The sequence below is a fragment of the Scytonema sp. HK-05 genome, from assembly GCF_963872035.1.
In the GTDB taxonomy this organism is placed as follows: Bacteria; Cyanobacteriota; Cyanobacteriia; order Cyanobacteriales; family Nostocaceae; genus Kalymmatonema.
In genome coordinates this window covers 1-12,221 of sequence record NZ_CAWMYC010000146.1, presented here as the reverse complement: position 1 = coordinate 12,221, position 12,221 = coordinate 1, and the positions used below count along the sequence as shown (strand labels likewise).

Below are 12,221 nucleotides of genomic sequence, written 5' to 3'. Positions count from 1 at the left end.
AACTATTAACTATTAACTAATAATTCATAACTCAGAATTCTTACTTACAACCAAAGATGACTGAAGCAACTGCACCTCGCACTAACACTTACAGCAAGCAAACCGCGCCGACGATTCACTATCAGGTGGCAATGCCCAAGCCAGAAACCCACTTATTTGAAGTGACGTTGCGTCTGGTGGGCTACCTATCGCCGATTTTAGATTTGAAATTGCCGGTGTGGACACCAGGGTCCTACCTAGTGCGAGAATATGCTAGGCACTTACAATATTTTGCTGCTTTTACTAACGACAAGCCTTTGTCTTGGCAGAAAATCAGTAAAAATCACTGGCAGGTAGAAACAAAAGATGTTTCAGAGATAACTATACATTACCGCATATTTGCCAATGAGCTATCAGTGCGAACAAATCACTTGGACTCTAGCCACGGCTATTTTAATGGTGCGGCACTGTTTTTTAGAATACCTGGCTGGGAGGAGCAATCAGTTCAGGTAACTGTTGTACCGCCACACCCAGAATGGCAGATCACTACAGCATTACCACCAGTTCCACACAAGGCAAACACTTTTTGTGCTTCAGATTTTGACACCCTTGTAGATAGTCCCTTTGAAATTGGTATCCACCAGTTACATCACTTCGAGGTCTTGGGCAAACCCCATGAACTGGCAATTTGGGGAAAAGGCAATTACCAAGTGCAGCAGATGATTGCTGATATTAAGAAAATTATCGAAGTAGAAGCACGAATGTTTGGTGGGTTGCCATATCAACGATATGTGTTTCTGTTGCATTTATTTGCTCAGGCTTATGGTGGTTTGGAGCATAAAGACTGCTGCTCGCTCATCTATCAGCGGTATGGTTTTCGCGATCGCGAAAAGTACGACCGCTTCTTGCAATTGGTCGCACACGAATTCTTTCACTTATGGAACGTTAAGCGTCTTCGCCCCAAAGCGTTTGAAGTTTTTGATTACGACCAAGAAAACTATACATCATCACTGTGGTTTTGTGAGGGGACGACAAGTTACTACGATTTGCTGATTCCCTGGCGGGCGGGAATTTATGACGCGAAGTCATTCTTGAATAATTTGAGTAAAGACATTAGTCGCTATGAAACGACTCCAGGACGGAAGGTACAACCGCTTTCGGAGTCGAGTTTTGATGCCTGGATTAAACTGTATCGTCAGGATGCCAATAGCGGCAATAGCCAAATTTCCTACTATTTAAAAGGCGAAGTCGTGTCGTTGTTGCTAGATTTGCTGATTCGTTCGCAACACAAAAATCAGCGATCGCTTGACGATGTCATGGTGACAATGTGGCATCAATTTGGCAAAGATGAAATTGGTTACACCCCAGAACAGTTGCAGGAAGTGATTGAGTTGATTGCTGGTGTGAATTTGAGTGATTTCTTCAAACGCTATATTGATGGGACTGAAGATTTGCCTCTCAACGAATATCTGGAACCATTTGGCTTGCAATTGGTGGCGGAAAAAGAGGAAGAACCTTACTTAGGTGTCAAGGTTCATAGTGAGAATGGACGCGAGATCATTAAGTTTGTTGAAGCAGGTTCACCCGCACAATTCGCCGGAATTGATCCAGGAGATGAATTGCTGGCTATTGATGGTTTGCGGTTAGCCGCGAATGGGTTAGGCGATCGCCTCAAAGATTACCAACCCAAGGACATCATTCAAGTGACAATTTTCCATCAAGACGAACTGTGCACTCTCAACGTCACCCTGGCTTCCCCACGGTTGACAAAGTATCAAATTAAACCAGTAGAAAAGCCTTCTGCTGCACAAAAAGAAAACTTTGCTGGATGGTTAGGTGTGCCTTTAACAACTCTACGCTAACAATTCGTCATTGATAATTCGTAATTCGTATAACCAATTAAATTACGAATTACGAATTACGAATTACGAATTAAAGCCGTATACAGGTAAGATTGAGGCAAGGCAGACACTTCATCAACGGAGGGCAACGATGGAAAAATATATATGCAACGTCTGCAGCTACGAATATGACCCAGAAGTGGGCGATCCAGATGGGGGAATAGAACCAGGGACACCCTTTGAAAACATACCAGACGACTGGGTGTGTCCTGTATGTGGTGCCCAAAAAGACCAATTTCAACCCAAAGAATAATTAAGAAGAGCTCAGTAATCAGAATGCATCCCCATAAATAAATTTAGGGGTATGAAACTGTAACTTAATTTCTAGACAAAGCTACCCATAGCTACTCAATTTTGGGTAGCTTTACATTTTTATTCGGCTTTCACTACTTGTTTTACGGTCTAATCTTGGTCATATTAAGACCATAAAGTGAAAGAATAAAATGCCTAAACGAGATAGATGGTTTAAGGTTTTGCTTACTCAGCAAGAATTAGACAAGCTTCAAGCGTACGCAGACAAACAAGGCTGGAATATGTCTCAAGCATTTAGAGAATGGATAAAGGAGTTGCCTTGCTACTTGGATTCAAAACAGAGCTAAAACTCAATAAGGCGCAACGCACAGCATTGATGAAGCATTGTGGTGTAGCACGCCATGCTTGGAATTGGGGATTGAATTTGACAAAACAGATTCTCGACCACAACGCTCGCCATCCCGACTCTAAAATCAAGTTCCCTACTGCCATCGACTTGCATAAATGGTTGGTGGCATTAGTGAAATCTGAAAACGAATGGTATTATGAATGCTCTAAATCCACACCACAGCAAGCATTAATGGCTTTGCGTGAATCATGGAAGCGTTGTTTCAATAAAACTGCTGGTGTCCCAAAGTTCAAGAAAAAAGGTAAACGTGACTTTTTTACACTTGAAGGTTCACTAAAAATAAAAGGTAGCAACAAGATTCAAGTCCCTGTAATTGGTGTTCTCAAAACGTATGAGCGATTACCACAGGTATTAACAAAATCTTGCACAATCAGCAGGCAGGCTGACAGATGGTTTATCAGTTTTAGGTTTGAAGTCGAGGCGGCTGTATCCGCTAACAGCGACGTTGTCGGCGTTGACCTGGGAGTAAAAACACTAGCGACACTTTCGACGGGTGTTGTGGTAGACGGAGCTAAGTCTTACAAAAAGTACGAAGCCAAGTTATCCAGAATGCAATGGCTGAATCGTCATAAAGTTGTCGGTTCAGCTAACTGGAAGAAAGCGCAATTAAAGATTGCTAGATTGCACAGAAAGATAGCGAACATTCGTAAGGACACATTGCATAAGTTAACAACATTGGTTGCCAAGAACCACGGCACAGTAGTGATTGAAGACCTCAATGTGTCGGGAATGTTAGCTAATCATAAACTGGCTAAAACCATAGCTGATATGGGATTTTATGAGTTTCGGCGTCAACTAACCTACAAGTGTGAATTGTATAGTTCAAAACTTGTTGTGGTTGATAGATGGTTCCCTAGTTCCAAGACTTGCTCTAACTGTGGAACAAAAAAAGAAACACTCACTTTGAAACAGCGAGTGTTTGAGTGCGACCATTGCGGATTTGTCATCGACCGTGACTTGAACGCTGCAATCAATTTAAGTTTGTACGCATCCGACAGTTAGTCGGTGAGAGCCTGTGGACTGGTTGATGCCGACATCTCCAGAGTGAAGCAGGAATTAATCGAAGCCCAAAGGTAAAGATATCCAATAATGGGTAACTTTGGGTAGGCATTATATAACGGATGTTTCGTTAGCTATTGTAAATTCTTAACTCTGGGTTCTGCGTTCTGAGTACTATCGTCGTGGTATCGTAATACTCCTTCAAAATGCTCAACCGTCGGAAACGGGTCATAGAAATGGTGAAGTAACTGCTTCCATTGATCATATTCAGGTGATCCACGAAACCCAGTAGTATGGTCTTCTAAGGTTTGCCACCGGACAAGAAGCAAATAACGGTTTGGCACTTCGATGCAGCGGTGGAGTTCATGAGATATGTATCCTCTCATGGAAGCAATGATCGCAGATGCTTTGGCGAAAGCGGCTTCAAACTCGCTTTCCATTGGGCTGCGAACATTAAGCATTGCAACTTCTAAAATCATCTTACCTTCTCACTGCAACTGATGCCTTGCTGTTGCCCTTTTGTGCGGCGCTTTCATTTGTGTGGAATACACCATATTGTAGAGGCGTAGGGCGAGCCTACATATTATCGCATTCAATCAAAAATTGCTATAATAAAAATTAAAAAAATATTAACGTTATTTTTAAAAATTAAAATTCATAATTTGTAATTAGTAATTCGTAATTACTGGCTTTATTACGAATTACTAATTCTTTGCTCATATTTTATTTCAAAATAAAAAAATCTTAAATAGACTATTTAATAATAGAAGTATATGTCAAAGAGCTTAACATCCGACTCATTCAGCCCTTGGAATATTTCAGAAAGTGGCTTTCCTAAATTAGGTAGTCCTTCGGAACAACTAGAATTTTTATTAAACTATGCAATCCTGGCTCCATCGGGACACAATAGTCAGCCTTGGCTGTTTAAAATCGCTCACGAAACTATCGAACTTTATGCTGATAGAACCCGTGCTTTAGCTGTCAGTGACCCCCAAGACCGGGAATTGACTATGAGTTGCGGTGCAGCACTGTTTAATTTACGGTTAGCAATTAGGCACTTTGGCTACACGGATGCAGTAAGAACTTTTCCTAACCCTGACGATCCAGATTTGCTAGCTCATGTCTGGTTAGGCGACCCCAGAGAGGAAAATGAAGAGGAACATCTGCTGTTCGCGACAATTACTAGGCGACACACCAATAGGTTACCCTTCCAAAATTGGGATATTCCAGAAACGCTGCTTTCTATTATGCGAACATCTACAATTCAGGAAGGTGCTTGGCTTACGACAATTGAAGGCGAAGACCTTCGCAATGCGGTGGCTGATTTAATTGCAGAGGGCGATCGCATTCAAATGGCAAACCCTCATTTTCGTCGCGAACTCGCTGCATGGATTCACCCCAGTCGTAACCTCACTCGTGATGGTATGCCTGCTTATGCCCAAAGTGTCAGGCAACTGCTGGACTTTGTCACGCCCATTGTTGCCCATATTAATCGTACCTTCGACATAGGCAGAGGACAAGCAGCAAAAGACCGGGAATTAGCTATTGGATCACCTATTCTTGCCGTTTTAGGAACCGATGAAGACACTCCCGCTCACTGGTTTAGTGCTGGACAGGCATTGGAGAGAGTTCTGCTGCTTGGACAGGCGGTTGGTGTTTCTGCATCGTACTTAAATCAACCTATACAAGTGGCACAACTGCGTCCTAAACTCCGAACCCTTCTAAATACACCTGGTTATCCCCAAATATTGCTACGCCTTGGTTTTGGTTCTGAAGTCAAACCCACACCTCGAAGAGCAGTCAGTGAAGTCCTTTTATCTGAGTAATATCAAAAACCATCAAACTACTGAATTATAACCAACTGTTCCTTAACAACGTGACAACCTAATAGTTGCAATTTATCAGGGCAAACTCTGTAAAAGACTTTGCTATTCTGTTCCTTATGAACACTATTTTCTAGTCTAGGAAAAATATTGTAAATACGGCTCATTTTATCCCTTTGGACACTCTTTTATGTAATACTAAGCACTAGTACTGTCCCACACATTGCCACTTAGCATCTTTTTCTCAACAAACGTAACTCAATTACCCAATCAGGACTGCTAGATTGGAAATATGTGTTGTGCTGCTTCCAAAACCGACCAACGGATAGAGATCATCTTTATGAAGAGCAAGAATCAAGTCATCTTCGCCTTATTGTTGAGAAGCGCTATAGTCTTTTCACCCGTGCTACTGTCCGTTGGTATTGCCAGTGCGCAAAGAACACCTTCTTCCCCACAGCCTGCGCTGTCTAATCAAAATCGGCAAGAACTCCCACGACTGACACAAGAAGATCGCGACTCTGTTAATAGAACTATCTTGTTTCATGTCTGGCTAGCCATAGTGACTGTAGTTCCACTCACAGTCATTGCTGCTTTATTGCTCCTGCGACGGGTTGCCATTCGTGAGATAGTTGATAGAGCAATGGAACGGCTACAGGGACTGGAAGAATTAGAAAAACAGCTAGTCAGTGTTAAGCAAGAAGCACAAAAGCTTATTCAAGAAACGAAAAATATCACTTCTGACTTAGACAAGGAAGTAGAAGCACTTCAACAAAGAATCAAAATAGAACAAGAAAATTTATCTAGACTTCCAGTTGAAATATCTCAGTCAAAAGAGCAGATATTAGCAGAATTAGAAACAGCAATCAAGAACTCTAAACAAGAGGTAAAAACTTTAGAATCTGAATTTGCCTCTCAAGTTTCTGATTTACAATTGCAAGCCCAACAACAAAAAAATATAACTGTTGAAAATTTAGGAAAATTAGAAACAGAAGTTGCATCAGAACTGTCGGAATTACAAGTGGGTGTTCAACAGCAAAAGGATGTTGCCCTTGAGAATTTACAAAAATCGAGTTCGGAGTTTGTCACCCACCTGTCTGAATTAGAGTCACAGACGCAGCAACAAAAGAATAAAATTCTGGAAAGTATGGAGCAATTGCGCTTGGAATTTACATCGCGACTGTCTCAATTACAGTCAGGTGTAGAACAAGAAAAAAATGTGGCACTGGAAAATTTAGAAAAATCCAGTTCCGAGTTTACAGTTCAAGTTTCAGGATTGCAGTCTAAGACGGAGCAGCAAAAGAACAAAATTCTGGAAAGTATGGAGCAATTGCGCTTGGAATTTACATCGCGACTGTCTCAATTACAGTCTAGTGTAGAACAACAAAAAGATGTGGCACTGGAAAATTTAGAAAAATCCAGTTCGGAATTTACAGTTCAAGTTTCGGGATTGCACTCAGATACTGAACAGCAAAAGAACAAAATTCTGGAAAGTATGGAGCAATTGCGCTCCGAATTTACATCACGACTGTCTCAATTACAGTCTGATGTAGAACAAGAAAAAAATGTGGTACTGGAAAATTTAGAAAAATCCAGTTCCGAGTTTACAGTTCAAGTTTCAGGATTGCAGTCTAAGACGGAGCAGCAAAAGAACAAAATTCTGGAAAGTATGGAGCAATTGCGCTCCGAATTTACATCGCGACTGTCTCAATTACAGTCTGGTGTAGAACAACAAAAAGATGTGGCACTGGAAAATTTAGAAAAATCCAGTTCCGAGTTTACAGATCAAGTTTCGGGATTGCAGTCTAAGACGGAGCAGCAAAAGAACAAAATTCTGGAAAGTATGGAGCAATTGCGCTCCGAGTTTACATCGCGACTTTTGGAATTACAGTCAGGTGTAGAACAAGAAAAAAATGTGGCACTGGAAAATTTAGAAAAATCCAGTTCCGAGTTTACAGATCAAGTTTCAGGATTGCAGTCAGATACTGAGCAGCAAAAAGACAAGATTCGTGAAAACATGGAGCAATGGCGCTTAGAATTTGCATCTCTCCTGTCTCAATTAGAAGTTGAAGCTCAACAACGAAAAGAAAGAATTATAGAAAATTTAGAGAAATCGGGCGCTGAGTTTACATCTCAATTCTCGGAATTACAGTTGAATGCTCAACAAAGAAAAAATAACATCCTTGAGAAGCTAAGAAAATTAGAATCAGAATTTGTATCTCAAGTTTCTGAATTGGAGAGGGATGCTCAACAAAGAAAAAATATCATGCTTGAGCAACTGTCTGAGGTTACAGCTTCTGCCTCTATCCCAGAGTCTGCTACTCCTAAAGCAGAGGAAAAAATACAGGAGGTACCACAGCAAGCAGAGGTTAGAGAACATACAGAGACTCAGCAAGAGCCGACAGTTAATAATTATCTCAAACAAGGAGATGTTCTTTTCTCCCAAAAGCGCTATGAAGATGCACTTGCTGCTTATAACCAAGCAGTGAAAATTCACCCCAAAGACGCTGTTGCTTGGTTGAACCGAGGTATGGTTTTAGGAAGGTTGAAACAGTATAAAGAGGCGATCGCCTCCTACGAACAAGCTTTGAAAATCAAGCCAGATTACCATCAAGCTTGGGTTGACTTGGGTGTAGCATTCGGATATTTGCGAAGACACAAGGAAGCTTTTGCTTCTTTTAAGAAAGCGACACAAATTAAGCCTGATGATGCTGTTGCATGGTTCAATAGAGGTCTTGCTTTGCAAGAATTGGAACGATACGAAGACGCAATAGTTTGTTTTGACAAAGCCATTAAACTAAAGCCAGACTCCTACAAAGCTTGGAATAACCGAGGTTACGCCTTAGTTAGGCTGGGACGCGATGACGAAGCTATTGAAAGCTTTGACAAAGCCTTGGGCATGAAACCAGACTACGCCAGTGCTTACTATAACAAAGCCGCCTGTTATGCACTGCAAAGACAGGTTGAGTTAGCCCTGGAAAATCTGCAACGGGCAGTTGAGATTAATCCTAATTATAAAGAAGAGGCGTCAAGTGACATCGATTTTGATGAAATTGCCAGCGATAAGCGTTTCCGGCAATTTGTTGCTGGGGAGAAGATAAAAGATAGCCTTAAGTTAGATGGTAGTATACAAAAAACTTCTAAAGCAATAAAATAATCAGCCTGATTTGTAGTACAACGTTGTAATAACTGCTGTGTATTACCACAATTTGCTACATGAGTCAACCTGCCATTGCGTGCTTTCGATTTGAGAGGTTAAAGTAGGAATATAGCAATCCTAAATCATTCGTAAAATTCTCTCTTCTCTCTTTTCTTGGCGCTCTTGGTGTCTTGGCGGTTGATAATTTTTACCTATCAAATAAAACTGCTATAGATTACAGCTATTTTCAGGTAAATAGACCTTTTTTGTGTCGCGCAAAGTCACAAAGACGCAAAGAAGAACGCCAAAAAATGTGGTCTAAATAAGTGAAAACTGCTGTAATGAGTCAATCCACATAATCAGTCGTAAAAAGCTACGAGAATTCTGTGAAGCTCATGCTGACTCTTGTGATGCCCTCAACAACTGGTACAAACTTGCAAGCAAAGCAACATGGGCTAACCTTGCTGAGGTTGAGGCACTTTATCCAGCGGCTGAGGCAGTAGGTAACTTCACCATTTTTAATATTAAAGGTAACAAGTATCGACTGATTGTAGATATTGTTTACTCTGACCAAACAATTTTTATCAAATTCATCTTGACACACGCAGAATACGATAAGGATAAATGGAAAAATGACCCTTACTTTTAACTCTGAAACTTATGGCAGTTTACTGGCTCAATATCAACCCAAGGTCATTAAGAATGACGAAGAAAACGAGCAAGCGATCGCCTTAGCTGAGGAGTTAGCACATCGACCAAACCGAACATTGGAAGAATCAACCTTGTACAATCTGTTAATTGCTCTGATTGAAAAGTACGAACAAGAGCATTATCCTATCGAGCAGTCAACACCTCATTCTATGCTACTTCATCTCATGGAAGCACGGAATTTAACACAAGCTGATTTGGTAGAAATTCTAGGGTCGAGTGGCGTTGTCTCTGAAATAATTAAGGGTAAGCAAAAAATTGGTAGGGTAGAGGCTAAGGCTTTGGCTGAGTTTTTTCACGTCGATTCTGGGTTGTTTATTTAGTCAAGGATAAGCGACTACTCACAACTCCAAACTTTTTCGGTACTCAAAATACAGCCCTCAGCACTGTAAAGATAGCAGCGCTGAGGGCTGCACTCAAGGGAACTGTAATCAGCCATGCGCCGGCAATTCCTTGGAGAGTCTTGAATTGAATTGATTTCATGTTTTGCACCAATCCAATCCCAACAACACCACCGACGAGAGCATGGGAGGTGGAGACGGGTAAACCCAACCGAGAGGCAAGTAGGATAGTCGTGGCAGTTGCTAGTTCCGCGCAAAATCCGCTACTGGGTTGCAGGGGAATAATACTTTCGCCGATGGTGGCGATGACTTTTTTTCCCCAAATGCCTAAACCAAAGACAATTCCAGCACCACCAAGTATTAAAATCCAGATGGGGATGTTGATGTCGTCTGTGGGTACCGTGCCAGTGCGATTGATGTAAGCAATAGCAGCCAGAGGGGCGATCGCATTTCCCACATCATTAGAACCATGAGCAAAAGCAACAAAACAAGCACTAAGCAATTGAAATCGAGCAAATAACCCTTCAACAGGGTTCAGGAATTTAGATTTTGAATTTTGGATTGAATCTCCCTTTGTCCCCTTGTCTTCTAACTGTCGCCAGCTGTACAGAGTCAGTCCAACTGCTGCTACAGCACCACCCACCAGTGGAATATCATGAACGGGTATTTTTAAACCAACTTGCGAAATCAAAAAATCTGTGATCGGTTGAGTCAGTGATGGTAACACAATGACACCAAATACCCCCAGCAAAAGCGCACTCAACCAAGGAATCCACTCCTCTAACTGCGTATGTGGATTTGGTTGCTCCAGAATCCAGCGCTTGATTTGACTGTAAAATAAAGCGGCAATTGTGCCACTTATAAATGGAGTGACAATCCAGCCTATAGTGATTCGCCCAATTGATGACCAATCAATCGCACTCACTCCCAAAGCAACCCAGCTAAATCCGGCGATCGCACCAACAACGGCATGGGAAGATGATACAGGCAAACCCCGTGATGTGGCAATTTGCAACCACAAACCACCAGAAAGCAGCACCGCCACCATTCCAGTGACTAGCATTTGCGGTGTATCGGCAAATAAAGCTGGATTGGCAATTTTCGTCGCTAGGGTTTGGGATACCTCGTGTCCAAACAGGACTGCACCCGTAAACTCTAACACCCCAGCAATTATCAGTGCTTGTTTTAAAGTAACAGCCTTGGAACCCACGGAAGTTCCCATTGCGTTAGCAACATCGTTTGCACCAAGATTCCAAGCAACATAAAAGGCGAGAACTGCGACTAAGATGACAAGCATTGAGTTTACCGATTGGGTGTTTTGGGAAGTAGAGACGCTTTCATGAGAGCGCGTCTCTACAATTAACAACTCACAACTAACAATCCCTACTCTCCAAGGTAATAACTAGGGATAAATCAAAATTTTGTACGTTTCTGGAGTGGGTGCGATCGCTTGTTCCACTGCTGCTGATAAATCTTGTAATGGATAGCGATCGCTAATCAACGCCTGTACATCAATGCGCCGATTAAACACAATATCAGCCGCTAGACTTTGAACGCGGTAGGATGAGCTGTAACTGCCCATCAAATCAATCTCCCGACGGTAAAGAATATTCGGGTTAACCGGAATTTCCACTTCATCGGGGAACTCCGCGAAAAACAGGATTTTGCCACCTTTGCGGGTACAGTCGAGGGCTTGAAAGAAAGCTTTCTCACTTGGAACAGCAAGCAGAGTCGTATCAACACCCATGCCATTTGTCAAGTCCTGAATTTTTTTGGGTAAATTGGCGTCACGGGCATCAAATGCTGCTTCTGCGCCCACATTCAAAGCTTTTTCGATGCGGGATGGAAGTAAATCTGTGGCGATCGCCTTCGCCCCGAAATACTTCACCAACATGATAAACATTAACCCAATTGGTCCAGCACCAGTAACCAAAACCGTTTGACCTGGGGCAATTTGGGCTTTTTTGACTGCTTTGAGGCAGCAGTTAGTCGGTTCTACAAAACTTGCTTCTTCAAAACTTATATTATCAGGAATGGGAATCAATCCTCCATTACGCACAATATGACCGGGAACTTTGACATATTGAGCAAAACCACCGCCGCTAGCATTAAACCCTGCTGTGGTGGAAATGTTTTTGTAGACATCACACATCGAAAAATTGTCATTTAGGCAGTAGGCGCAACGCATACAGGGGATGTGGTGCATCACCGCCACCCGTTGTCCAACTTGCCAGCCTGTTACCTCAGAACCCACGGCTGAAATAGTTCCAGCAGTTTCATGTCCAAAAATGCGCGGCGGTTCATACAGGGGATAACGAATTTTTTTTATATCCGATTGACACAACCCCACGACTTGTACCTGTACCAGCACCTCATCGGGTTCCAGGGTGGGTACGGGGATATCCTCGTAAGAAAGTTGATTAACGCCTCTAAATACCTGTGCTTTCACGTTGAATTCTCACTGGTCAACGATAATAGATGTAACACTTAGGGCGTTCTTTATGCTAATTGCTACGAAATTTAGTCTGTATTGATAGTTTGTTGCAATTTAAACAACGTCATCACTGATGCTTGAGATAACTTTGTTCACAAATTGCTGTAAATTAGCTCCATCTTTCTTACCTTTAACAGCAAGAAGGCTCACACTGTAGCTGTACCCAGGTCAGTGTTGAG

Annotated in this window: 10 protein-coding genes; 7 read left to right on the top strand and 3 right to left on the bottom strand. The window is 42.1% G+C overall.

The window, feature by feature from the left end:
* Positions 1-56: 56 nt before the first annotated feature.
* From AACT52_RS33200 to AACT52_RS33190, 3 genes are all read left to right on the top strand, one after another.
* Positions 57-1,841: a M61 family metallopeptidase gene (locus AACT52_RS33200; RefSeq protein ID WP_073634864.1), complete on the top strand. Its 1,785-nt coding sequence runs from the start codon at positions 57-59 to the stop codon at positions 1,839-1,841.
* A 130-nt stretch (positions 1,842-1,971) separates the two neighbouring features.
* The gene (rd, locus tag AACT52_RS33195) at positions 1,972-2,133 is read left to right on the top strand and encodes a rubredoxin (RefSeq protein WP_073634863.1); all 162 of its coding nucleotides are present in this window, start codon (positions 1,972-1,974) and stop codon (positions 2,131-2,133) included.
* Positions 2,134-2,451: 318 nt separating this feature from the next.
* Positions 2,452-3,543, top strand: a complete 1,092-nt coding sequence (locus AACT52_RS33190) for an RNA-guided endonuclease InsQ/TnpB family protein (protein ID WP_073634900.1) — start codon at positions 2,452-2,454, stop codon at positions 3,541-3,543.
* A 131-nt stretch (positions 3,544-3,674) separates the two neighbouring features.
* On the opposite strand, the gene AACT52_RS33185 is transcribed toward AACT52_RS33190, so the two are convergent.
* Complete coding sequence (locus tag AACT52_RS33185) at positions 3,675-4,019, bottom strand: antibiotic biosynthesis monooxygenase family protein (protein WP_073634862.1); 345 nt, start codon at positions 4,017-4,019, stop codon at positions 3,675-3,677.
* A gap of 294 nt (positions 4,020-4,313) precedes the next feature.
* Between AACT52_RS33185 and AACT52_RS33180 the strand changes: the two genes are divergently transcribed.
* The 4 genes from AACT52_RS33180 to AACT52_RS33165 all read left to right on the top strand — a co-directional run bounded on the left by AACT52_RS33180 (position 4,314) and on the right by AACT52_RS33165 (position 9,530).
* Positions 4,314-5,366 carry an Acg family FMN-binding oxidoreductase gene (locus AACT52_RS33180; RefSeq protein ID WP_073634861.1) on the top strand — a complete coding sequence of 351 codons (1,053 nt, stop codon included), beginning with the start codon at positions 4,314-4,316 and terminating at the stop codon, positions 5,364-5,366.
* A gap of 337 nt (positions 5,367-5,703) precedes the next feature.
* The gene (locus AACT52_RS33175) at positions 5,704-8,517 is read left to right on the top strand and encodes a tetratricopeptide repeat protein (RefSeq protein WP_073634899.1); all 2,814 of its coding nucleotides are present in this window, start codon (positions 5,704-5,706) and stop codon (positions 8,515-8,517) included.
* A gap of 331 nt (positions 8,518-8,848) precedes the next feature.
* The gene (locus AACT52_RS33170) at positions 8,849-9,148 is read left to right on the top strand and encodes a type II toxin-antitoxin system HigB family toxin (RefSeq protein ID WP_073634898.1); all 300 of its coding nucleotides are present in this window, start codon (positions 8,849-8,851) and stop codon (positions 9,146-9,148) included.
* A complete protein-coding gene (locus tag AACT52_RS33165) occupies positions 9,132-9,530 on the top strand; it encodes a helix-turn-helix domain-containing protein (protein ID WP_073634860.1) in 399 nt (132 codons plus the stop codon). The genes AACT52_RS33170 and AACT52_RS33165 overlap by 17 nt, the downstream gene beginning before the upstream one ends.
* 43 nt (positions 9,531-9,573) lie before the next feature.
* Here AACT52_RS33165 and AACT52_RS33160 read toward each other — a convergent pair whose 3' ends face one another.
* Positions 9,574-10,845 carry an inorganic phosphate transporter gene (locus AACT52_RS33160; RefSeq protein ID WP_073634897.1) on the bottom strand — a complete coding sequence of 424 codons (1,272 nt, stop codon included), beginning with the start codon at positions 10,843-10,845 and terminating at the stop codon, positions 9,574-9,576.
* A gap of 105 nt (positions 10,846-10,950) precedes the next feature.
* Positions 10,951-11,997, bottom strand: coding sequence for a zinc-dependent dehydrogenase (locus AACT52_RS33155; RefSeq protein WP_073634859.1), 1,047 nt, complete (start codon positions 11,995-11,997; stop codon positions 10,951-10,953).
* Between the last annotated feature and the right edge of the window lie 224 nt (positions 11,998-12,221).

Excerpts from the sequence above, each read along its gene's own strand:
- AACT52_RS33185 (WP_073634862.1), bottom strand. The coding sequence starts at position 4,019 with ATGATTTTAGAAGTTGCAATGCTTAATGTTCGCAGCCCAATGGAAAGC.
- rd (WP_073634863.1), top strand. The coding sequence starts at position 1,972 with ATGGAAAAATATATATGCAACGTCTGCAGCTACGAATATGACCCAGAA.
- AACT52_RS33180 (WP_073634861.1), top strand. The coding sequence starts at position 4,314 with ATGTCAAAGAGCTTAACATCCGACTCATTCAGCCCTTGGAATATTTCA.
- AACT52_RS33200 (WP_073634864.1), top strand. The coding sequence starts at position 57 with ATGACTGAAGCAACTGCACCTCGCACTAACACTTACAGCAAGCAAACC.
- AACT52_RS33175 (WP_073634899.1), top strand. The coding sequence starts at position 5,704 with ATGAAGAGCAAGAATCAAGTCATCTTCGCCTTATTGTTGAGAAGCGCT.
- AACT52_RS33165 (WP_073634860.1), top strand. The coding sequence starts at position 9,132 with ATGACCCTTACTTTTAACTCTGAAACTTATGGCAGTTTACTGGCTCAA.
- AACT52_RS33160 (WP_073634897.1), bottom strand. The coding sequence starts at position 10,845 with ATGCTTGTCATCTTAGTCGCAGTTCTCGCCTTTTATGTTGCTTGGAAT.